The organism is Parabacteroides vesiculifaciens, assembly GCF_049860805.1.
Taxonomy (GTDB): domain Bacteria; phylum Bacteroidota; class Bacteroidia; order Bacteroidales; family Tannerellaceae; genus Parabacteroides.
The window spans coordinates 1,116,893-1,141,656 of sequence record NZ_CP187555.1 but is presented as its reverse complement, the minus strand read 5'-3'; the positions used below and the strand labels follow the sequence as shown (position 1 = coordinate 1,141,656).

Annotated in this window: 15 protein-coding genes; 9 read left to right on the top strand and 6 right to left on the bottom strand. The window is 51.0% G+C overall.

The window, feature by feature from the left end; all coding sequences use genetic code 11:
* Positions 1-265 precede the first annotated feature (265 nt).
* The 5 genes from ACPYIV_RS04465 to ACPYIV_RS04445 form a co-directional block, all read right to left on the bottom strand.
* On the bottom strand, positions 266-1,303 hold the full coding sequence (locus ACPYIV_RS04465; protein ID WP_301705608.1) for a DUF4925 domain-containing protein: 1,038 nt from the start codon (positions 1,301-1,303) through the stop codon (positions 266-268).
* Positions 1,304-1,462: 159 nt separating this feature from the next.
* Entirely contained in the window at positions 1,463-2,524 is a 1,062-nt protein-coding gene (locus ACPYIV_RS04460; RefSeq protein WP_425885758.1) for a DUF4925 domain-containing protein, read from the bottom strand.
* A gap of 148 nt (positions 2,525-2,672) precedes the next feature.
* A complete protein-coding gene (locus ACPYIV_RS04455; RefSeq protein ID WP_293731738.1) occupies positions 2,673-3,200 on the bottom strand; it encodes a biotin/lipoyl-containing protein in 528 nt (175 codons plus the stop codon).
* A gap of 115 nt (positions 3,201-3,315) precedes the next feature.
* A complete protein-coding gene (accC, locus tag ACPYIV_RS04450) occupies positions 3,316-4,827 on the bottom strand; it encodes an acetyl-CoA carboxylase biotin carboxylase subunit (protein ID WP_425885756.1) in 1,512 nt (503 codons plus the stop codon).
* Between the two features lie 12 nt (positions 4,828-4,839).
* Positions 4,840-6,384, bottom strand: coding sequence for an acyl-CoA carboxylase subunit beta (locus ACPYIV_RS04445; RefSeq protein ID WP_293731648.1), 1,545 nt, complete (start codon positions 6,382-6,384; stop codon positions 4,840-4,842).
* A 218-nt stretch (positions 6,385-6,602) separates the two neighbouring features.
* Between ACPYIV_RS04445 and ACPYIV_RS04440 the strand changes: the two genes are divergently transcribed.
* From ACPYIV_RS04440 to ACPYIV_RS04400, 9 genes are all read left to right on the top strand, one after another.
* Positions 6,603-10,466: a TIM-barrel domain-containing protein gene (locus ACPYIV_RS04440; RefSeq protein ID WP_425885754.1), complete on the top strand. Its 3,864-nt coding sequence runs from the start codon at positions 6,603-6,605 to the stop codon at positions 10,464-10,466.
* 375 nt (positions 10,467-10,841) lie between these two features.
* Positions 10,842-12,506 (top strand): 2-succinyl-5-enolpyruvyl-6-hydroxy-3-cyclohexene-1-carboxylic-acid synthase, encoded by a 1,665-nt coding sequence (gene menD / locus ACPYIV_RS04435; protein ID WP_425885752.1) that lies wholly within the window; start codon positions 10,842-10,844, stop codon positions 12,504-12,506.
* An 80-nt stretch (positions 12,507-12,586) separates the two neighbouring features.
* Positions 12,587-13,411 (top strand): 1,4-dihydroxy-2-naphthoyl-CoA synthase, encoded by an 825-nt coding sequence (menB, locus tag ACPYIV_RS04430; protein WP_293731641.1) that lies wholly within the window; start codon positions 12,587-12,589, stop codon positions 13,409-13,411.
* A gap of 35 nt (positions 13,412-13,446) precedes the next feature.
* Positions 13,447-14,511, top strand: coding sequence for a PDDEXK nuclease domain-containing protein (locus ACPYIV_RS04425; protein WP_425885749.1), 1,065 nt, complete (start codon positions 13,447-13,449; stop codon positions 14,509-14,511).
* A gap of 6 nt (positions 14,512-14,517) precedes the next feature.
* Positions 14,518-15,546, top strand: a complete 1,029-nt coding sequence (locus tag ACPYIV_RS04420) for an o-succinylbenzoate synthase (protein ID WP_293731639.1) — start codon at positions 14,518-14,520, stop codon at positions 15,544-15,546.
* Between the two features lie 12 nt (positions 15,547-15,558).
* The gene (locus tag ACPYIV_RS04415) at positions 15,559-16,650 is read left to right on the top strand and encodes an AMP-binding protein (protein ID WP_425885747.1); all 1,092 of its coding nucleotides are present in this window, start codon (positions 15,559-15,561) and stop codon (positions 16,648-16,650) included.
* Between the two features lie 188 nt (positions 16,651-16,838).
* Positions 16,839-18,806 carry a DUF3857 domain-containing protein gene (locus ACPYIV_RS04410; protein ID WP_425885745.1) on the top strand — a complete coding sequence of 656 codons (1,968 nt, stop codon included), beginning with the start codon at positions 16,839-16,841 and terminating at the stop codon, positions 18,804-18,806.
* Positions 18,807-18,965: 159 nt separating this feature from the next.
* On the top strand, positions 18,966-20,663 hold the full coding sequence (locus tag ACPYIV_RS04405) for a DUF3857 domain-containing protein (protein ID WP_425885743.1): 1,698 nt from the start codon (positions 18,966-18,968) through the stop codon (positions 20,661-20,663).
* A 343-nt stretch (positions 20,664-21,006) separates the two neighbouring features.
* A complete protein-coding gene (locus ACPYIV_RS04400) occupies positions 21,007-23,508 on the top strand; it encodes a beta-N-acetylglucosaminidase domain-containing protein (protein WP_425885741.1) in 2,502 nt (833 codons plus the stop codon).
* Positions 23,509-23,666: 158 nt separating this feature from the next.
* Here the strand turns inward: ACPYIV_RS04400 and ACPYIV_RS04395 are convergent, their stop codons facing one another.
* Positions 23,667-24,647: a Gfo/Idh/MocA family protein gene (locus ACPYIV_RS04395; RefSeq protein WP_293731634.1), complete on the bottom strand. Its 981-nt coding sequence runs from the start codon at positions 24,645-24,647 to the stop codon at positions 23,667-23,669.
* Positions 24,648-24,764 lie beyond the last annotated feature (117 nt).

Below are 24,764 nucleotides of genomic sequence, written 5' to 3'. Positions count from 1 at the left end.
GATATATATTATACAGAAACCCACTTCAAATTGAAGCGGGAGTAAATATTATAGTTTATATAGTTTTTCTGAAATCCGGCTTCAAATACCGTATGGAGAGAAGAATGCCTATTGCACGGAAATCCGCTGCTTATCGCAAAAAAAGGAATACCTGTTGGTTTGGTTCTTCCTGCTTATTCCTTTACACCCAATAAAAAGATATATTATAAATAAAAAAGGATGCAATCGAATCGACGCATCCTTTTTCTATTTAAAAATTAATGAATTATTTTACCAATTTCAATCCAACTTCAAATTTTGTTGTCTTTTCCATCGCTTCAGGAAAAGCTTTCAGCATTGTCTTAACTAATTGTCCCATTCCTCCTAAAGCATCATCACCGATAAGTTCTGCTAACGTAGGTAATAAAGGAACAATCTGACTTACTAACGCTTTATCAATATACACACGGGCAGATTTACCATCAGAACCAATTTCATAATTAACAGGAATACCATTTTGTAATAAAGCCATAATTTGTTCTAACGGAAGATCTTCTATGCCAGCCTTACTCTTTAGGCTTCCCATAATCTTAGTAATATCCAAAAAGACAAGGATTTGCTTATCCGTCACATTATATGAAGCATATCCTGCTTCCGACGTTTCCCAAACAGGTGTGACCGGTTTAGCCAAATCCATTCCTGCTTTAGAAATAGAAGCTACAATCTGCCCATCTTCCTGGAACGTAACACTCTGAAGAACCTGTACCAAAGCTAAACTTCCAAAACCTTCAGCCACTGCAGGAATAGAAGTCACAGGCAAAAATCCAAGCATAGTACCTTCAGCAGCTTCCCAAACCATAGACACAGGACCCGATACAAAAGTTTCGTTTTCATCTTTAACTACTTCAGCTAATTTCCAAGTTCCCGCAATAGGAGCTGTGATTTTAAAAGTCACATCCAAAGTCAGAACTCCGGCCTCAACAATACCTTTAGCAGATACAGTACGCAAATCATTCGCATTGTTACCTTCCAATGTATAGTTTTCACCTGTTTTCACCATCTTTGTATCAATCGTCACTTCAGCCTCACCCGGAATCAGATTTGCTAATGTAATAGCTGCTTGTTCAGCCGAACTTGCATTTACTTTTACAGATTGGCCAGTCACTTCGGCACCACCAAACTTTAAATTCAATGTTTCTGCTGTATAAGTCGCAGAAATAGCTTTCCAACTGTCATCAGTCTTATTGTCATCATCATCACTACAAGCAGTGAAGAAACTCAATGCGCAAAGCATCGTAAACACAAAAAATAGATTTTTCTTCATAATCTTCTTTTTAAATTATACATAAAAACGGCGTGAAGGTAAGTAATCCAAATGAAACAAACAACACAAAAAAGTTAACGCCGGTTATTCCGAAAAAATAACCGGCGTTATCATAAAAATAGACAATTCAATCTATAATATTGGATTAATTATATATGATTATTTTTTAGACAAATTGATTCCTACCATAAAATCTTTGTCAGCCATAATAACAGGAAGCAAAGTTCCGATCTGACCGATCATCTCTGCTTTATCAGGCATAATGCCGGCTATTAATTCCATTACAGGAGCCAGTTGCGTACCCAAAGATGTTGCGAGCGTATTATTGATCAAAATACTATATTCGCCATCCTCTTCTTCAAGTACTAAAGGAATACCATTTTGAGCCATTGCTATGAGCTCTGCCAATGTATTGTCTTCCGATTTAAGCATTCCCATCAATGCGGTAATGTCAAGGGTTACATATAACATTTTATCTTTTACGTAATATTCCATAAGACCTTCTAACTTAGTTGCTTTTCCCTCTTTCGTAAAGGAAATTGTTATATTTCCGTTTTCAAGGAATGTAATCTCCGGCGCTACTTCTGCAATAGCCGCCTCTGCTTTTTGATCGGCAAACGCACAGAATTGATAATCCGGAATAGTCTGTCCTCCAAACGCTATCTCTCCTGATTCGGTAGTCAGGCTCATGAAGAAACTACCTCCCATTACATTATAATCATTTGCATCAATTTTACCATCTCCATTTATATCAGACGGAACATAAGGCGGGAATACCCACGTACCAATAAGGGGAGAATCGACTTTGATGGCAACGGCTAAAGTCAGGACACCTGCATTCACATTTCCAGTAACAGACACTGTACGACTACCTTCCACTGTTGCAGTTCCTTCCAGACTATAATTGGCAATTACTTCTTCCGCTTTTGTAGCTTTCGACATAACGAGGTCAACTTTCACTTCGTCCACACCTGCAACCATTCCTTTCAGGGTAGCAGTTGCTTTCTCTGCCGAAACGGCTTCGATCATAACATATTGATTATTAAGTTCTTGACCATTATAAGTCAACTTAAGTTTGTCTGCAGTATACGAACCAGCAACAGCTTTCCAAGTTGTGTCCTCCGGTGTTGGTTCATCTTTTTTTTCATCGTCGTCTCCACAAGATGAAAAAAGATTTAAGGCACAAAATAAGGCCATTAAATAGAATAAACTCTTTTTCATAATATACATTTTTAAATGATTAAACTATATTAAACAGCGCGCAAGTTAATGATTTTAAATGATCAAAACAAAATAAAACAATCAAAAGGGAGAATCTTTCCAAATCCTCCCTTTCACCACCATGAAAACCACAAAAAGAACAAAAAAACTATTCTACCACTAACATTTTATCGCCGACGGAAACTTTGTCGCCGTCGTTAATATACACTTCCTTCACGACGCCGTCGATCGGGCTGCGGATCTCGTTTTCCATCTTCATGGCGACGAGTACGCAGAGCGGAGTTCCGGCTTGAACTTCTTCGCCGGGCTTGACGTGGACTTTGAGTATCACGCCCGGCATCTGTGCGGTGATCACCTGGCGGCCGGCGGCGGCTGAACGGATGCGGGATTGGCGCATCTTCTTCAATTCGTCGATCACCTGGACCTGGAAATAATCGCCTTTATTCTTTACCTCATAGACGTCGTTGCCGATATTCGAGATCTGGACGCCGTGCGATTTATGGTTCAGGATGATCGAATGGATCGTGTCGCCTCCCATATTATAATCCACTTCGTATATCTTACCGTTGACGGAAACTTTCTTTACCGGACCGTCTTCGAGGATTTCGACCTTGAATTCGGTATCGGGTATATCGTTTACTGTTGCGAAATAAGTCGCTAATGCTTTTGCTGACATAATAAATTCCTCCTTACTTACCTCGTTCCCGCGCCTGACGCAGGATCGCATGGGCACTGCCTTTATCAGACAGTCCTTTTGCGGCCCCGCATACGATGCAGGGACAAGGATATTTTTAATAATTATTGGCAGTCATCTGTAATTTGCCGTAATACTTCCACAGGGATTCTCCGACGAGCGGGACGGTCGTTGCCCGTGCGGCAGCTTCCTTCTCCTGCTCGAAATGTTTGATAGCGGCAGCGATCACGGCTACAAGCGGATCATTGCTCTGGCGGCGTTTCAGGTCCTCCTTGTCGAACTTGGTGTCGATGAAGGTCGTGTCATAGTTGCCGGAGAGGAAGGTCGCGTTGTGCAGCACACGCTGGTGGAACGGGATCGTCGTCTTAATCCCTAAGATCTTGTATTCGCGGAGGGCGCGCACCATGTTGGAGATGGCCGACTCGCGGTTACGGCCCCAGGCGCACAGCTTGGCGATCATCGGGTCGTAGTGGAGGGAGACTTCGAAACCGGCGTAGGCGGCGCTGTCTAAACGGACGTTACGCCCTTCGGGGGCTTCGCGAACCTTGATGATTCCGGGCGACGGCATGAAGTTGTTCTCCGGGTCTTCGGCATAGATGCGGCATTCGATGGCGGCTCCGCGAAACTCGATGTCTTCCTGCTTATAGGGAAGCGGATTTCCGGCGGCCACGAGGATCATGTCGCGCACGAGGTCGACGCCGGTACACTCTTCGGTCACGGTGTGTTCCACCTGCAGGCGGGTATTCATTTCGAGGAAATAGAAATTCTGGTCCTTATCCATCATAAATTCAAGTGTCCCGGCACTGTAGTACCCGATCTTCTTGCAGGCTTCGACGGCAACCTCCAGCATCTTCTGCCGCGTCTCTTCCTTGACGAAGGGCGACGGGGATTCTTCGATCACTTTCTGGTTACGGCGCTGGATGGAGCATTCGCGGTCGTAGAGATGGATCACATTACCGTATTTGTCGCCCAAGACCTGCACTTCGATATGGTGCGGATGTTCGATATATTTCTCAATATAGATGGCATCGTCGCCGAACGAGTTGGCGGCTTCCGACCGGGAAAGTCGGAAGGCTTCGTCTAACCCTGCCTCGTCGCGCACTAAGCGCATCCCTTTTCCACCACCTCCGGCAAGGGCTTTCAGCATGATGGGGTAACCGACTTCGGCTGCCACGCGGCGCACTTCTTCGAGGCCGGCAACGGGTTCCTTGGTTCCGGGAACGATCGGGACACCGGCTTCAGCCATAATCTTACGCGCCTCGGTCTTGACTCCCATGCGGGCGATCACGTCGGCGCTCGGACCGATAAAGATCACGCCTTCTTCCTCGCAGCGGCGGGCAAAATCGGCATTCTCCGACAGGAAACCGTATCCGGGATGGATGGCGGCTCCCGTTTTCTTGGCGATCGAGAGGATCAGTTCGGGTTTGAGGTAGGAAGTGTCGGCCACATCCTCGGAGATGCAGTAGGCTTCTTCGGCATACCGGACATGAAGGGCGCCACGGTCGACATGGGTATAGATGGCAACGGTGGGAATATTCATCACGCGGCAGGTACGAAAGATACGCATGGCGATCTCGCCGCGATTGGCTACTAATACTTTCTTAATCATAACGGCTGCGTTTTAAAGTGGAATATTGGAATGTTTCTTCGGCGGATTGGACTGCCGTTTGTTGGCTAACAGCTCGAAGCTGCGGATCAGGCGCGGGCGGGTTACCGACGGTTCGATGATCTCGTCGACATATCCCAACTCGGCGGCACGGTACGGATTGGCGAATTTCTCGCGGTAATCGTCCTGCAATTCCTTACGTTTCTTTTCGACATCCTCGGCTTTCTTCAACTCTTTGCGGAAAAGGATATTGACGGCGCCGTCCGGCCCCATCACAGCGATCTCGGCCGTCGGATAGGCGAAATTGATATCGCCGCGGATATGTTTGGAACTCATCACGTCGTAGGCGCCTCCGTAGGCTTTGCGGGTGATAACCGTTACTTTCGGGACGGTCGCCTCGCAATAGGCATAGAGCAGTTTGGCTCCGTGGCGGATAATGCCTTCATACTCCTGGTTCACACCCGGAAGGAATCCCGGCACGTCCACGAATGTCAGCAACGGAATGTTGAACGCGTCGCAGAAACGGACGAAGCGGGCGGCCTTGACCGACGCATTGATATCGAGCGTCCCGGCGAGGGCTGCCGGTTGGTTGGCGACGACACCGACGGTCTTCCCGTTCAGGCGGATATAGCCGATCAGGATGTTGCGGGCGTATTCTTCCTGCACTTCGAAGAAGTTGTTGTCGTCCGCAACCGAAAGGATCAGTTCGCGCATGTCATAGGGCTGGTTCGGATTGGTCGGGACTAAGTTGTTCAGATTTTCGTCGATGCGGTTCGCGCTGTCGGTGGTCGGGACAAACGGAGGTTCCTCCATGTTGTTGTTGGGGAGGAAAGACATGAGTTCGCGTATCTTCAGGATGCATTCCATGTCGTTGTCGGCCGTGAAATGGGCGACACCCGATTTCGTGCTGTGCACTTCCGAGCCGCCCAGTTCGTTCATGGTCACCTCTTCCTGCGTCACGCTCTTCACGACTTCCGGGCCTGTGATAAACATATAGCTGGAATCTTTCACCATAAAGATAAAATCGGTCAGCGCAGGCGAATAAACGGCTCCACCGGCACACGGGCCCATGATGGCGCTGATCTGCGGGATCACACCCGAAGCCAGCGAATTGCGCAGGAATATCTCTGCATATCCGGCGAGCGAACGGACGCCTTCCTGGATACGCGCCCCGCCCGAATCGTTCAGGCCGATCACCGGAGCACCCAACTGCATCGCCATATCCATAATCTTGCAAATTTTACGCGCATACGTTTCGGAGAGGGCACCGCCAAAGACCGTGAAGTCTTGGGCGAAGACAAAAACCGTACGTTTGCCTATCATCCCGTAGCCGGTTACCACCCCATCTCCCAGCGGACGCTGTTTTTCCAGTCCGAACTCGGTGCAACGGTGGGTGACAAACTTATCTACTTCGACAAAACTTCCTTTTTCAAGGAGCAGTTCAATACGTTCACGGGCAGTCAACTTTCCTGCCGCATGTTGCTTGGCGATCCGGTCTTCTCCACCACCTAACTCTGCCTGGTGATTGAGCGCCGCCAACTGATCGATTTTCTCTTTCATGGAATTTCCGGTTTAATTGTGTTTCGTGCAATGTAAGCATTTATAATATACTAACATTAAATGCAAGGATAAGGTTTATCTATCAACTGATAGGTAATATTTATTACATTACTTTTGGCTTGATCCAAAAGTAACCAAAAGATCCAGGGAAAAGTAATAGAATTTTTATGTACTTTTGTCTCAGAATATAAAAACCTAATAAATCAATTAATTTAAACATGAAACGCTTAATGGCTAATCGTAAACAGAAACAGGCGATCTTGATCGCCCTCGCTATGCCATTGATGTTCTCCCCTGCTCCATTAATGGCTGTGACCGGCACCGATCATGTAACCGCCATCGCCCAGCAGGCGCAAACAATCAAAGGTGTACAGCGTATCAACCCGACTACGGTCGACGTCGTGTTTTCCAACAACCAGCGGATGACATTCGACTTCTACGGAGACAACATCTTCCGTATGTTCCAGGACACAAGCGGCGGCATCCTGCGCGACCCGCAGGCGAAACCGGAAGCCCAGATCCTCGTAAACAATCCCCGCCGTCCGGTTTCCAAGCTGGATATCATGGACGAGAACGGGCAAGTGACCATCACAACCGGGAAAGTCAAACTCCAACTGGATAAATCGACCGGCTTGCTGAAAGTCACCAACCTCGCCACAAACACGGTCGCTTTTGAAGAAGCCAAGCCGGTGACTTACGAAAAGGGCAAAACGATCCTCACGCTGAAAGAAAACCCCGGCGAATATTTCTATGGCGGCGGTGTGCAAAACGGACGCTTCTCGCATAAGGGAAAAGCAATCGCCATCGAAAACCAGAACAGCTGGACAGACGGCGGCGTGGCCTCGCCTACTCCTTACTATTGGTCCACAAATGGCTACGGCTTCATGTGGTACACTTTCAAACAGGGAAAATATGACTTCGGCGCTGCCGAAAAGGGCACGGTGAAACTCTCTCACGATACGGACTATCTGGATGCTTTCTATATGGTTAACGACGGCCCCGTAGCACTTCTGAACGATTTCTACCAGTTGACCGGAAACCCGGTGCTGCTGCCCAAGTTCGGGTTCTACCAGGGACATTTGAATGCCTACAACCGCGACTACTGGAAAGAAGACGAAAAGGGCATCCTCTTCGAAGACGGCAAACGCTACAAGGAAAGCCAGAAAGACAACGGAGGTATCAAGGAATCGCTGAACGGCGAAAAGAACAATTACCAGTTCTCCGCCCGCGCCGTGATCGACCGCTACAAGAATCACGATATGCCGCTCGGTTGGCTGCTGCCGAACGACGGCTACGGAGCCGGTTACGGACAAACCGAAACGTTGGACGGTAATATCCAGAACCTGAAGAGCCTCGCCGACTACGCCCATAAAAACGGTGTCGAGATAGGGCTCTGGACACAATCCGACCTGCACCCGAAAGACAGCATCAGCGCTTTGTTGCAACGCGACATCGTAAAAGAGGTGCGCGATGCAGGCGTCCGTGTCCTGAAGACAGACGTGGCATGGGTCGGCTGGGGCTACTCGTTCGGGCTGAACGGCGTGGCCGACGTCGGACATATCATGCCGTACTACGGAAACGATGCCCGTCCGTTCATCATCTCGCTCGACGGCTGGGCTGGCACGCAACGTTATGCCGGTGTCTGGTCGGGCGACCAGACGGGCGGACAATGGGAATATATCCGGTTCCACATCCCGACCTACATCGGTTCCGGTCTTTCCGGACAACCGAACATCACGTCCGACATGGACGGTATCTTCGGCGGCAAGAACCTGGCGATGAACACCCGCGACTTCCAGTGGAAAACCTGGACACCGATGGAGCTGAACATGGACGGCTGGGGATCGAACGAGAAATATCCGCACGCCTTGGGCGAACCGGCTACTTCCATCAACCGCTGGTATCTGAAGATGAAATCCTGCCTGATGCCGTACGCTTACAGCATCGCCCGCGAAGCAGTGGACGGCAAGCCGATGATTCGCGCCATGTTCCTCGAAGACCCGAATCCTTATACATACGGCAAGGCTACGGAATATCAGTTTATGTACGGCCCGAACTTCCTCGTTGCCCCGATCTATCAGGAGACAGCGATGGACGAAAAGGGTAACGACATCCGCGATGGCATCTATCTGCCTGAAGGCGAATGGTTCGACTATTTCACCGGTGAGAAATACACGGGCGGCTGTGTTGTCAACAACTTCGCATCACCGCTTTGGAAACTCCCCGTATTTGTGAAAGCCGGCGCGATCATCCCGATGACGAATCCTAATAATAATGTAAAGGAAATCGACAAAAACCTGCGTATCTACGAACTCTATCCGTTTGGCAACAGTTCATTCACAGAATATGACGATGATGGCAAAACTCAAGCCTATCTGAAAGGTGAAGGCGCAACAACGCTGATCGAATCGGAAATGAGTGGTTCTTCCAACGTCACCATCACAATCCACCCGACAAAAGGCGACTTCGACGGTTTCGTGAAAGATAAAACAACCGAACTACGTATCAACCTCTCGGAACAGCCGAAGAAGATCACCGCCAAAGTCGGTTCCTCCAAAGTGAAACTGACCGCCGCCCGTTCGATGGACGAATATCTGAACGGTACGAACGTCTATTTCTACGACGCCACTCCGAACCTGAACAAGTTCGCCACCAAAGGAAGCGAATTCGAAAAGGTGACGATCACCAAGAACCCGCAGTTGTTAGTCAAACTGGCTCCGGCTGACATTACCGCAAATGGAACAGTTGTCACTATCGACGGCTATAAGTTCGATATGCCCGACACCCACCGCGTCTCTACCGGCTCGCTGACCGCTCCGACCGCTCTGGTGACGGACGAGAACACGGAAGCCTACACCTTGAAACCGACCTGGAACAAAGTTTCCGGCGCCGACTTCTACGAAATAGAAACGGGCGGCATGCTTTATACACAGATCAAGAACACCGAACTGTTGTTCGACGACCTCTCTGCCGAAACAGACTATTCGTTCAAGATCCGCTCAGTCAACAAGGACGGCCATTCCGACTGGTCTGATTTCTCCGTCAAGACAAAGTCCAACCCGCTGGAATTTGCCATCAAAGGTATCCGTGGCGAAGTGACAGCCGAAGAGCAGGAAGGCTTCGAAATCTTCCGTCTGTTCGACTTTGCAGAGCTGGGCGATATGTTCCACACGAAGTATCGCAAGAACGCAATGCCGTTCGACATGATCATCGACCTGCGTACGATCAACCAGTTGGATAAGTTCAACTACCTGTCCCGTCAGGATGGCGGCAACGGTACGATCCTTGCCGGCGACGTGGCTTACAGCATGGATAAGGAAAACTGGACGGCTGCCGACTCGTTCCGCTGGGAACGCAACGGCGACGTGAAAACATTCACATTCAAAGACCAGCCGAAAGCCCGCTACATCAAATTGCATATCACGGAAGGCGTCGGAAACTATGCTTCCGGTCGCGAACTGTATGTATTCAAGGTTCCGGGAACGGAAAGCTATCTGCCGGGCGACATCAACAACGACAAAAAGATCGATGCTAACGACCTGACCTCGTATATGAACTACACAGGCCTGCGCCGCGGCGACAGCGATTTCGACTATGTCAGTGCAGGCGATATCAACCGCAACGGCCTGATCGACGCCTACGACATCTCGGTTGTGGCAACCCAATTGGAGGACGGCATTGAAGATCCGGGTACGGACCGCGTAGCCGGAACACTCTCGCTCTCCACTCCGAAACAGACGTACAACGCCGGCGAGATTGTTGAGATCACCGTCAAAGGCGACAGCCTCCAGGCAGTCAACGCCCTGAGCTTCGCCCTGCCGTACGACCAGCAGGATTATGAATTTGCCGGCATCGAACCTGCCGGTCTGGGTGCGATGGAAAACCTGACTTACGACCGTCTGCATACCAGCGGCCAAAAGGCACTCTATCCCACTTTTGTCAACCTCGGTGACAAAAAGACGCTCGAAGGTTCAGAAGCCCTCTTCACCATCAAGCTGAAAGCGAAACGCAAGGTTAAATTCAACCTGAAAGCAATCGACGGCGTCCTGGTGGACAAGAACCTGAACATGCAGAAGTTCTGAACAAGTAACTTTTGAAATAGAAGCAAGCAGAAAGGCTTCGCCCCGGAACTCTCCGGCAGGCGAAGCCTTTTTCTTTTCATACTTACTATTCCGGCCTGTTTCCTTCCCATAGATTCACTGTTTCCATCCCATTCATCTGCATTTTTGTACCAGTGTAATCTGTTCTCGACGTCGCCGAACATATTCTTGGCAACGTCGTGTAAATACCCGACGACGTCAAATATATTCCTGACGACGCCGAAAACAAGTTATATAAAGATCTATATTGGAAATCATGCGAAGGAAGTGCAACAAAGATATATGTTTTTTACGCCATTGATGCTATCTTTGCAAAAAAAGCATGCGAACCATCGTATCGCAGCAAATAAACACATTATGTACTCAGATAAGAAAAACATCCTGCAGCTTGTAGCCCTGCTCATCGAACATAACGTCAAGAAAATCGTTTTGTGTCCCGGCAGCCGCAACTCTCCTATCGTGCATACGATTGCCAACCATCCGTTCTTCTCCTGCTATCCGGTGACGGACGAACGGAGCGCGGCTTTCTTCGCCGTCGGACTGGCCTTGCATGGTGGTAGCCCGGCAGCTATCTGCTGCACATCGGGCAGTGCGTTGCTCAATATTCATCCCGCCGTGTCGGAGGCTTTCTATCAGCAAGTGCCGCTGGTCGTGATCTCGGCAGACCGCCCCGGCGCCTGGATCGGACAGATGGACGGGCAGACGCTTCCGCAACCCGGTGTATTCGGTTCGCTGGTCAAGAAATCCGTCAACCTGCCGGAGATACATACCGACGAGGACGAGTGGCATTGCAACCGCCTCATCAACGAAGCCTTGCTCGAACTGAACCATCATGGGAAAGGGCCGGTGCATATCAACGTACCGATCTCCGAACCGCTGTTCCGCTTCACGACCGGAGAACTGCCGAAGGTGCGCGTCATCACCCGCTACCAAGGACTGAACGTCTACGACCGCGAATACACCGGACTCATCGAACGGCTGAACAATTACAACCGCCGCATGATCGTCGCCGGACAGATGAGCCTGATCTATCTCTTTGAAAAGAAATATTCCAAACTGCTATACAAGCATTTCGCCTGGCTGACGGAACACACGGGAAACAAGATCATCCCCGGCATCCCGGTAAAGAACTTCGACGCCGCCCTCTACGCCCTGCCGGAAGAGACGCTGGAGAAGATGGTTCCCGACCTGCTGATTACCTATGGCGGACATATCGTATCGAAACGCCTCAAACAATTCCTCCGCAAGCATCCGCCCCGCGAGCATTGGCATGTTTCGCTCGACGGCGGGGTGGCGGACCTTTACGGCTCCCTGACGACCGTTATCGAGATGGACCCGTTCGAGTTTCTCGAGAAGATCGCCTACCTGCTGGAGAACCGCACGACGGAGTTTCCCCGTATCTGGGAGAACAACACCCGCGACCTGCCTGAGCCGGAATTTGCCTATTCGGAGATGGCTGCGATCGGAGCGTTAGTCAAATCGCTTCCCGCGCCTGCCGCCCTCCATTTGGGTAACAGTTCGACCGTACGCTACGCCCAGCTATACACGCTTCCCGAAGAGGTCGAAGTTTGCTGCAACAGGGGGACGAGCGGCATAGAAGGGTCTCTCTCGACCGCCATCGGTTACTCCGTCTGCTCGGATAAACTGAATTTCGTGGTGATCGGCGACCTGAGTTTCTTCTACGACATGAACGCTCTTTGGAATACCAACTTCGGCTGCAACCTGCGCATCCTCCTGCTCAACAACGGAGGCGGCGAGATCTTTCAGGCACTGCCCGGACTGAAGATGGAAGACAAAACGCACCGCTTCGTGACCGCCACGCACAAGACCTCTGCCAAAGGATGGGCCGAAGAACGGGGATTCGCCTACCTTCCCGTCCATAACGAAGGCGAACTGACGGAAGCAATGGCGACTTTCACCCAACCTGAAGCCTACAGCCGGCCGATGTTGATGGAAGTCTTCACGGACGCTGCCGAAGATGTGCGGCTGCTTAAAGAATATTACCACCAACTAAAGAAATAAGAACAATACGGATGGCACGCCGGTCATGATCGGTATTTCAACAGTCAATAACTGATAATTTATAACTTAAAATTCATTTTATGGAAACGAAAAGAGAATGGACAACCATCAAAGAATATGAAGAAATCCTGTTCGATTTCTACAACGGGATTGCCCGCATCACCATCAATCGCGAACGTTATCGCAACGCTTTCACCCCGACGACAACGACGGAAATGAGCGACGCCCTCTATATCTGCCGCGAACGGCCGGATATCTGTGTCGTTGTGCTGACCGGAGCCGGTGATACCGCCTTCTGTGCCGGAGGCGATATGCATGTGAAAGGCCACGGCGGCTATATCGGCAAAGACGGTGTGGCACGTCTGAATGTGCTCGATGTGCAAAAACAGATCCGCTCCATTCCGAAGCCGGTCATCGCTGCCGTAAACGGTTTTGCGATCGGTGGCGGACATGTGTTGCACGTGGTTTGTGACTTGACGATTGCTTCCGAGAATGCGATTTTCGGACAGACGGGTCCTCGCGTGGGGAGTTTCGATGCGGGGTTCGGTTCGTCTTATCTGGCCCGTATCGTCGGCCAGAAGAAAGCGCGTGAGATCTGGTTCCTCTGTCGCAAGTACAATGCACAGGAGGCGCTCGACATGGGTCTCGTGAACAAGGTTGTCCCCTTAGATAAGCTCGAAGACGAATATGTCGGATGGGCCGAAGAGATGATGTTGCTCAGCCCGCTCGCCCTCCGCATGATCAAGGCCGGCCTCAATGCCGAGCTGGACGGGCAAGCCGGAATCCAGGAACTGGCAGGCGACGCCACCATGCTCTACTACATGACCGACGAAGCCCAGGAAGGCGGCAAAGCATTCCTCGAAAAACGCCGTCCCCGCTTCGAAGATTATCCGAAGTTCCCTTAAAAACCGATTACTTAACTATCAATAAATAAAAAAGAATGGAACATTTATCCAACCAACAGGATTATCGCCTATGGCTCACCGAACTGAAAGCCAATATCCGGAAGAGCCAAATCAAAGCTGCGATTGCAGTAAACAGCGAATTAATCCGTCTTTACTGGAACCTTGGCGAACAAATTGTAGAAAAGCAGCGGGCTTCCCTGTGGGGGAGCGGGTTTATAGAACAGCTAAGCAAAGACTTGCAGGCTGAATTTCCGGATATAAAGGGATTGTCAGCACGTAATCTTTGGAAATGCAAACGCTTTTATCTATTCTATAGTCAAGAACATACAATTCTGCCACAAGTTGTGGCAGAATTGTATGACAGCCCTCTTTTTGAAGTCCCGTGGGGACATCACGACCTAATCCTAACCAGAATCAAAACTCCCAAAGAAGCCCTTTTTTACATCCACAAGACCATAGAGAACGGTTGGAGCCGTGCCATTCTGGAATATCATATCGAAAAAGACCTGTTCAACCAGCAAGGGAAGTCGATCAACAATTTCACAAAAACACTCCTTCCTCCGCAAAGTGAACTGGCAAATGAATTGCTAAAAGATCCTTATCATTTTGATTTTCTCCAATTATCCGAAAAAGCAGCGGAACGGGATATCGAGAACGGACTTGTCCTGCAAATATCCCAATTTCTACTTGAATTAGGGAAAGGCTTTGCTTACATGGGACGACAATATCTCCTTAAAGTTGGTAAAAAGGATTATTATTTGGATCTTTTATTTTATCACACCCGCCTAAAAGGCTATATCGTCATCGAGCTGAAAGCAAGAGAATTCGAACCTGAATTTGTCGGAAAACTCAATTTCTATATTTCCGCAATCGACGAACTGGTACGCGATGAATACGACCGGCCGACAATCGGTATACTTCTTTGTAAAGGAAAAGACAATTATGAGGTTGAATTCTCATTGAGAGATATCAATAAACCGATAGGAGTCAGTTCTTATACTTATAACGAACTTCCCGAAAATATCCGGCAAGCTTTGCCAGATATCCAGGAACTGAAAAATCAATTAAATAAATTTGTATTAAACAACAATCAAAAATAATCAAAGATGATTACACACTACAGAATCAAGATTTATCCCAAAGATCTGCACTTCAAGAAACCGGCAGGCACTTCACGCGGAACGTATACGAAACGGAAAAGCTGGTTCCTGGCTCTTTCTTCAAAAGACGATCCTGAGCGTTACGGGGTTGGAGAATGTGCTCCGCTGCCTAACCTGAGTTGCGACGATATTCCCGAATATGAGGAAGTACTGGCAAAAGCCTGCCAGAAGTTCGTCAACACAGGCCGGATCGATATAGAAGGGCTTCGTGACTATCCTTCCATCCTGTTCGGCTTGGAAACTGCGCTCTTAGGCTTCGAAGCCAATAGTATAGCCCTTTGGGACACACCTTTCTCGCGTGGTGAAGCAGGTATTCCGATCAACGGGCTGATCTGGATGGGCAGCTATAAAGAGATGACGGAACAGGTTGCCGATAAAATCGAATCCGGCTTCCGTTGTATCAAAATGAAGATCGGAGCGATCGACTTTGAAAAGGAGTTGAAAATCCTGCGTATAATCCGCGAACAATTCTCCGCCGACGAAATCGAGCTTCGCGTCGATGCCAACGGCGCCTTCTCGCCAAATGAAGCGATGGCGAAACTGAACCGCCTGGCAGAACTGGACCTGCACTCGATCGAACAGCCCATCCGCGCCGGACAATGGGATGATATGGCACTCCTGGCCGCCTCTTCCCCCGTTCCCATCGCCCTCGACGAAGAACTGATCGGCTGCAACACGCCGGAGAAAAAGAAAGAGCTGCTCTCTTTCATCAACCCGCAATATATCATCCTGAAACCGTCCCTTCACGGAGGCCTGTACGGATGTAGCGAATGGATCAAAGAAGCCCAGGAACAGCAGATCGGCTGGTGGGCTACTTCGGCTTTGGAATCGAATATCGGCCTGAACGCCATCGCCCAATGGTGCGCGACTTTTGACAATCCGCTTCCGCAAGGGCTGGGAACCGGCACCCTCTTCACCGACAACATCGACATGCCGTTGGTAGTTGAAAATGGAGAATTGAGATTAAGAATATAATATAATATAAAGATGGACACGACAAGTAGCCATTCACAACTTTCAGCTATCAGCTCTCAGCCGGAGAAAGACTTAAAAGCCTTTCTCTCTGACTGGGAGTCTGCTTCTCCCTATCTGGAAGTACAGACTTCCGGTTCGACAGGCACCCCTAAACGGATCACGGTTCGCAAGGAACAGATGATAAACAGTGCCCGTCTCACCTGCGATTACCTGGGGTTGCGGCAAGGGGACAAAGCGCTCCTTTGTATGCCGCTCCGCTATATCGCCGGGAAGATGATGGTCGTCCGCTCACTCGTAGCGGGGTTGGACCTGATCGTGCACGAACCTTCCGGCCATCCGATGGCAGACGTCGACACGCCGCTCCGGTTCGCCGCCATGATCCCGTTGCAAGTCTACAACACGCTGCAAGTCCCGGAAGAACGGGAACGCCTCTGCCGGACCGATATCCTGATCATCGGAGGCGGTGCCATCGACCACGAACTGGAAACCCGTATACAGGAATTGCCTATACATGTCTACTCCACCTACGGAATGACGGAAACGCTCTCGCACATCGCCCTCCGGCGGTTGAACGGGCCCGACGCATCTCCCTATTACACGCCTTTCCCCTCTGTCAAGCTATCGCTTTCGGCAGACGATACACTGGTGATAGACGCCCCGCTCGTCGCCGATGAAACACTCGTCACGAACGATGTAGCCGAATTGCTCCCGGACGGCCGTTTCCGCATCTTGGGAAGGAAAGACAACATCATCAACAGCGGAGGCATCAAAATACAGACGGAGAGCGTGGAAGAAGCCTTGCGTCCCGTTATTTCTGCTAACTTTGCCATAACATCCGTTCCGGACCCGAAGTTCGGGGAGGCAATGGTCTTATTGATTGTTCCGACCATCGGAAACGAGCCTTTCCGATCACTGGAAGAAAAGATATTTGAAATATTGCCCAAATACCAGCGTCCGAAGCACATCCTCCGGGTCGAAGCAATCCCCCTCACCGGTAGCGGAAAGATCGACCGGGCGGCATGCAGGAAGCTGGCAAAGCAATTGTATAAAGGATCTGCTTTCTGCAATCCTCAACAGAGCCGTCAGGCTCTACCTCCGGCCTAAGCTGATGAGCGTTAAGCGAAGTGACCGGAGTGAGCGCCCGGAGCAGCAACTGTTTGAGCGAAGCGAGTTTTGCTGCGACAGCGAACGAAGGGAACGAAGTAGCGAAGCAGGTTAAGCCTTGATCTTTTGGTTACTTTTGGATCAAGCCAAAAGTAGCAGAATAAACATTTAAAAAAACACTATAGTTTATGAAGTACTTATCAATCCTCGCCTCCGCCCTCCTCGCCACCGCGTCCGCCCACGGACAAAGTGGGGAAAGTTGCCGGACGGCACCCGATCCGACTCTACAGAAGCCGGAAGTATACGCAGGCTACGACTGTGTAAACCTGTTAGACAGTACCGCTGTGACCGTGCAGCCCACCGGCTCCGGTTCCTTCACCGTCTGCAAGATCGTCAAAGTCATGAACACGCGCGGAGCTGTCGCCAATCGCATCCTCAAATACGATTACGACCCGCTGACGGCACACGCCGAGTTCCATCGCGTCACCATCTACAAAGCCAACGGCGACGTGGTCAACCTCGACATCACCCGGCAACAGGACTACGCCGCTCCCGCCCGCGCCATCTACTGGGGGGCACGACAGATCATGATGGAAATAGGCCGCCTCGACCCGGGCGATATCATCGATTACCAAATCGACAAGAAAGGTTTCACCTATGCCCTGCTGGCTGACGGTGCAGGTGACGACGAATCCCGTTTCATCCCGCCCATGCGCGGCCAGTTCTACGACATCGTCCCTTTCTGGGCGACCGAACCGACCGTCCGCAAGGTCTATAAAGTGAATATCCCGATGGAGAAAGAGATGCAGTTCCAGTTCTACCAAGGCGAATGCTCCTCTTCCATGCGTTACGAAGACGGCCGGAAGGCCTATACGTTCGTCAGCACCGACATCATGCCAGCCAAACGCGAACCGAACATGGTCGACCTCTTCGACGCTGCGCCGAAGCTGATGATGTCCAGCACACCGCGCTGGCAGGACAAATCCCTTTGGTTCAATAAGGTGAACGAAGACTACGGCAGCTTCAACGCCATCCCCGAAGCACAGAAGAAGGTGGACGAACTGATCCGGGGCAAGAAGACCGAGATGGAAAAGATAGCCGTCCTCACCCACTGGGTCGCCGACAACATCCGCTACTCCGGCATCTCGATGGGTAAAGGCGAAGGCTACACGTTGCATAACCTGACGATGAACTACACGGACCGTTGCGGCGTTTGCAAAGACATCGCCGGCACCCTGGTTGCCTTCCTGCGCATGGCAGGCTTCGAAGCCTATCCGGCTATGACGATGGCAGGCAGCCGCGTGGAAAGCATCCCGGCCGACCACTTCAACCACTGTGTCGCCGTCGTGAAACTTTCCAGCGGGACCTATATGCCGCTCGATCCGACCTGGGTCCCCTTTTGTCGCGAATTGTGGAGCAGCGCCGAGCAGCAGCAGAACTACCTGCCGGGCGTTCCCGAAGGTTCGGACCTTTGCCTCACACCGGTTTCCGCGCCCGAGAACCACTACGTCCGCATCAAGGCCGACAACCGCTTAGATGCCAAAGGCACGCTGACCGGACAGTTCACCATCACAGCCGAAGGGCAGTCGGACAGCAACATCCGCCGCATCTTCACCACCGGCTGGCAGTCCCAATGGCAGTCTGCACTGGAAAGCCAGCTTCTTGCCGTCTCGCCCAAAGCGCGCCTTATCAGCGTAGACTACGGCAAAGACCCGAAGAACTACCAGGCTGCACCGATCAAGATGACATTCCGTTATGAAATCCCCGGTTACGCCCTTCCCGGCGAAGGGGAAATGCTGTTCAAGCCGATGGTGATGAACAACCTTTACAACCAGGTGAAAAGCTACCTGCGCATCGACACCGACCTCAAAGAACGCCAATATGGTTTCAAGGACGCCTGCTCGCGCTTAGTCGAACTGGACGAAACGATCCAGCTTCCCGCAGGCTATAAGCTGGCGATTGACGGGAAAGAAGACCGTGCGCAAAGCCCTGCCGCCGACTTCGAAGGATCCCTCCGCCAAGAGGGCGGCAAAGTACTGTTGCACCAGAGGTTGGCACTGAAGAAACGCGTGTACGAAGCAGGCGACTGGGACGGCTTCCGCAACGCCGTGAATGCCCATAAGTCATTTGGAGAATATATCGTCATAAAAAGATGATCCCTATTCCTTCCAATAGATGGTACCCTATCCCTTAGAATAGATGATACCCTATCCCTTAGAAGGGATGTTACCCTATCTATTAGAAGGAATGGTACCCTATCTATTAGAAGGAATGGTACCCTATCTAAAATCATAAATCATAAATCATAAATCAAAATGATACAAAACAAACATAAACTCGCCTTCCTCCTTTGCCTGCTGCTTATGGCTACGACAGCCTTTGGAGCATCGGAAGCCGAATATAAGAAACTGGCAAAGACCTGGACACTCCGTGCCGACGGCAGCCAGGAGTTCCGCTACAACATGGAACTGACGCTATTCACCCATACAGCCATGAATGGCACATACGGGGAAAGTTTCATCGTCTACAACCCGCAGTACCAGGAACTGAAGATCAACTCGTCTTACACCCGGCAGAAAGACGGCACGATCATCAAGACGCCGGACAACGCTTTCGTGGAAGTTCTTCCCCGCAATGCGGCCGACGCCCCGGCTTACAACCACCTGAAAGAAATGGTAGTTGTCCACACCGGATTGGAGTTGGGAGCGACGATCTACCTCGACTATACGGTCACTTCCCGGCCGGGCTATCTGCCGGAAGTAGACGTTTTCGAAGAGCTGCTCCAGACTTCTCCCGTCAAGGAATACACTCTTTCCATCGTGACACCGGAAACCAAAGAAGTCGCTTTCACGCTGGCAAACAACAACGCCAAGCCGTCCGTCAAGCAAGGCAACGGTGTCCGCACGACCACCTGGACATTGCGCAACCTCCCGGCTTCTTCACGCGCCCCGTTCGTCTCTGTCCGGAATGGCGACGTTCCTTTTTTAGCTGCCACAACGTATGCATCCGAGGGGGAAGCATTGGCCACCCTGTCCAAACAATTCAATCCGGCCGGCGATCTACAACTCACGACTTTGGCGGAAAGCCTGACCGAAGGCAAGGATAAGGATGAAGACAAGCTGCAAGCCATCCTCGAATACACGACCAATCATGTTGCAAGCAACAGGCTGACGCTGGATCAGACCGGCTACCGTCTCCGCCCTGCCGATGCTGTCATGAGCACCGCTTACGGGACCGAAGCCGAAAAAGCCAACTTGCTCGCCGGATTGCTCGCCGGAGCCGGCTTTAAGGCCGAACCGATGGCTACCTACCAGGCTCATGCCGAAAAAGGGCTGGCCCTGAAAGCGATCGACCAACTGCTTGTCTCCTGCATGGTGAACGGCGAAATGTATCTCTTCTCTCCCTCTTCCACCCGACGACCGCAAACGGTGAACTTCGACCGGACTCCGCTTTTCAGCCTGACGACCGGACAGCCCGTCGCCGTTGCCGTTCCTACTCTTGAAGATTACCAGATCAAGAATGACATCACACTGACATTCAAAAAAGATGGTAATTTGATGACTATGACCAAAGGATCCATAGGGAAAGAGATATTACCTTATTTCACGACAGGCAACATGGGAACCCCGGCTTCCCTAAACGTACAAAACGGATATGCTACGATCATACTGCCTGACGATGCTTCCGGCTTCTCCCACTTGCCTTATGGCTATCTGAATAGTCAGCGGAAAGAGAACATCTTGATCCCGCGCCCTGTCAGCGAAATCTACACATACACGATCGAATGTCCCGAAAACATGCAGCTGCGCACACCGCAGGCCGATAAGACGATCAGCAATGCCGCCGGCAAACTGACCATCGCCGTCAAGACAAACGGACGTACGGTAACCGTCACCCGCAGCCTTGAACTGAACAAACAACTCTATACGCCTGCCGAATACAAGGAACTGCGCCAGCTCCTGACAGAGTGGAGCGATGTGAACGGGAAGACGTTGTTGTTTTCGGTCCGGTAAAGACAGTTGCTTTTGGCTTGGCCCAAAAGTAACCAAAAAGTCAAGGCTTAGGCCGGAAATAGAGCCGGAACGGCTCTATTGGAATCGCAGAACGACAGGCAGTATCGGCCATCCTAAGAGAAAGCGGAGCTTTCTTGGAAAGGCCTAAGCGGATGGGCGTAAAGCGGAGGGCAAAGACGAAGCGTCCGGAGCCTGCGCTGTTTGAGCGAAGCGAGTTTCGCAGGCGACAGCGTAGTCTTTGCCCGGAGTAGCCCAGCCGGTTAAGCCTTGATCTTTTGGTTACTTTTGGCTTGATCCAAAAGTAACAGATAAATCATTAATTAATCACCTAAATAACTCAAATATGAAACTACTAAATCTAACCGCCGCCCTCCTTTTAGGGGGTGCCCTGCAAGCACAAAACCCCTTGCCGGCCATTCATCCGCAGCCGCAGGAGGTCACACTGTCGACCAACCGGCTGAAAGCGCCTCACGGCTTTGCCCTTTCCGGTATGAAAAGCCCGGATGAAGATGCCATGCGGCTGATCGGGAAAGCCCTGTCGATCACCAACAGCCCCGAAGCGCTACCGCTCAAAATAAGACTAATGGAAGACAAGACACCCGAGCTGAAACGCTCCGGCGCATACATCTTATCCATCACACCAAAAGAAATCGACATTGCAGCCTCCGATAGCCGCGGCTTGTTCTACGCAGCGCAAACCCTGCAACAGTTGGCCGAAACCGACGGGCAAGGCAACACGACACTTCCGCTCGGCGTCATCAAAGACTATCCCGACGTCGCCTTCCGGGGCACTGTCGAAGGTTTTTACGGCGATCCCTGGAGCCATGCCGACCGCATCGAACAGCTCCGTTTCTATGGCAAGATGAAGATGAACACCTATATCTACGGGCCGAAGGACGATCCCTACCATAGTTCCCCGAACTGGCGCAAGCCTTATCCGGAGAAGGAAGCGGCACAGATCAAAGACCTCGTGCAGGAAGCCGCCGCCAACAAAGTGGATTTCGTCTGGGCGATCCACCCGGGATTAGACATCCAATGGACGGATGAAGACCGGATGAATGTGCTGAACAAGTTCGGCATGATGTACGACCTCGGTGTCCGCTCTTTCGCCGTCTTCTTCGACGATATCTCCGGTGAAGGGGCCAAAGCGGACAAGCAAGCCGACCTGCTCAACTTCCTGCAGAAGGAGTTTATCGAGAAGAAAGAAGGCGTCAGCCCGCTGATCATGTGCCCGACCGAATACAACCGTGCCTGGGCGGGAAGCGACTACTTAGATGTGCTCGGTAAAACGCTCGACCCGGCGATCCATGTGATGTGGACAGGCAACAGCGTGATCCACGATATCACACTCGAAGGGCAGGAATGGGTGAACAAACGCATCCAACGCCCGTCATACGTCTGGTGGAATTTCCCCGTGAGCGACTATTGCCGCGACCATCTGCTGATGGGACCGGCCTACGGGCTCGATCCGGATGCAATACATGCCATGTCCGGTTTCGTCGCCAACCCGATGGAACGGGCGGAAGCCTCCAAAGTGGCCCTCTACGGAGTTGCCGATTATGCCTGGAACATGGAAGCCTACAACCCCGAAAGCGACTTCGCCGAAGCTTGCCGTTACGTATTGCCGGAAGCACCTGAAGCCTTCCGGACATTCTGCGAGAACAACTGCGATCCGGGGCCTAACGGTCACCGCTACCGCCGCGACGAATCTGTCCGCTATGCCGGAGATGCGGATGCTTTCTTAAGTGACTTCCGCAAACAAAGCTATAACGCAGAAGCCTCCGACCGCATGAACCAATTATTCGCCGAAATCACCGCCGCCCCGGCTGCCATCGGGACATGCCGCAACAAAGCGCTGATAGACGAAATCAAACCGTGGCTGATGCAGTTCCATCTCTTAGGAAAGGCAGGACAGACGGCTCTCGCTGTCGCCGAGGCAGACCGAAACAAGGATCGCGCTACTACCTGGCAGTCTTACCTGTCGCTCACGTCGTTGCTCGACAGCATGCGCACGATCGACCGGACCTATAACCAGAATCCGTACCAGAAAGGTGTGAAAGTCGGCTCGCGTGTCCTGACTCCTTTCGTACAGGAAATTTATTTACAAGCTGGGCGCAACCTGTTGTTCGCAGACCGGACAGATGCAGCAGCCGCACAAATGAGCAAGGCTTCCATCCTGACAGATATCGAACAATTGAAATACCAGCCGTTGAAGGAAGGCAAAGACCTGATCGGCTACAACCGCCTGAACGAGGTGCTGCGCATCGAGCCGGGACAATCCTTCGGCCTCGCCTGGGAATTACAAAAAGAGGCAACCTCTTTCAACTTCAGTCTGCCGAAGAGTGAAAACAGCGGACGGATATTTGAATGGTCAGCCGACGGCAAACAGTGGACCCCCATCGCCGATATTCCAACCGACCAGGCTCGCTTCAAATTGGAAAAGATCGCTCCCGAAGCACGCTATATCCGTATGCGGAACACGACGGACAAACAGATGCAAATCTATCTGTACGAATTTGCAGTAACAACAAAGGAAGATACCTCCATCGATCCTGTCCGCCTGATGTATGACAAAAATCTGGAATCTGTTCATACGCTGGCTGCCGGTTCACGCATCACGATTGACAAGGAAAACAAAAGCGGTTCGCTCGAACTGTATCTGTCCGGCTCCCCTTGCAGCCAAGTTGTGGTGGAAGGCACACCGCTGAAAGGGAAAGTGAAACAAGTGCTTTATTCCGGCCCGGCAAATTATATTAAGCTAAAAAAGGAAGCATTAGAAAGCGTAAAGACCCTGGAATTGCATAATGCAGGACAAACAGAAGTTCGCATTCACGAAATCTTATAAAAAGGAGGTGTGTCGAAATGTACTTGTCCCCGCGCTTGACGCGGGGTCGCATTAAAACCGACCCTATAAAAATCTGATTGATAAGGTCTGTCCTTTTGTGATCCCGCGTCAAGCGCGGGAACAAGGGCATTTTGACACACTGCCTTTTCCTTACACTATTATTCATCCATCGGAAACCTCACCCCCCATTCCGATCTCAGATCATCCAACAACCGCATAATACGCAATGTTTCCGCATGCGGCATATAGGGCGTTTCAATCTTTCCCTCGCGAATCGCATCGATGGATGCCTGCACCTGATATTCGAAGCCCGTTATCTGCGGCGGGCAGGTGTAGCGAGCCACTTCCTCATGATTGATCGAATAGACGACCGCTTGCTGTGGGTTATTGATATTGTCGACGATTATATATCCTTTATCCCCCGAAATAACTCCCTGCCGGTCATTCGCACAGAAAGCGGTCATTTGCAAAACGGCCATCCGGTGGTTCCTATATACGAAAGTGATGCTGCTTTGCAAATCCACTCCCGTCTCCCCTTTTACGCAAGCAGAAGTGATCCCGGTGATCTCCGAGCCGAAAATCATCCTTGCAAAGTTGATCGGATAAACGCCGATATCCAGCAAAGCGCCGCCGCAAAGTTCCGGCTTGGCGATGCGTTCCTTCTCGGCAATCGGATAGCCGATATTGGCTGTCAGCATCATCACACGCCCGATCGTCCCGCCGTCGACCAGGTCACGGAGCGTTACAGAGAAAGGCATATAACGTGTCCAGATCGCCTCGGTCAGGAAAACCTGTTTCTCTTTCGACAGGCGTATGAGCGCTTCCGCTTGCTCTGCATTGGCGGTAAATGCTTTTTCGCATAAGACCGGTTTGCCTTTTTCAAGGCACATCCGCGCCTGCTCAAAATGGTGGGAATGCGGGGTGGCGATATAAATCAGCTGCACTTCGGGATCATCCGCCAGTTCTTCGTACGATCCGTAAGCCCGTGTAAAACCCCACTCATGGGCGAACCCTTCGGCATTTTCCAAGTTACGGGAAGCGACGGCATACGATTCCACTCCTTCCATATCGCGCAACGTATGCGCCATCTTGCGGGCAATATGCCCGGCTCCAATAATTCCGACTTTAAAGTTTTCCATAATACTGTATTTGTTTTGAGTGGATAAAGATACGAAAAGTATTGTTACTTTTGGCTTGATCTAAAAGTAACCAAAAGATCAAGGCCGAACCTGCTTCGCTACTCCGTTCCCTTCGTT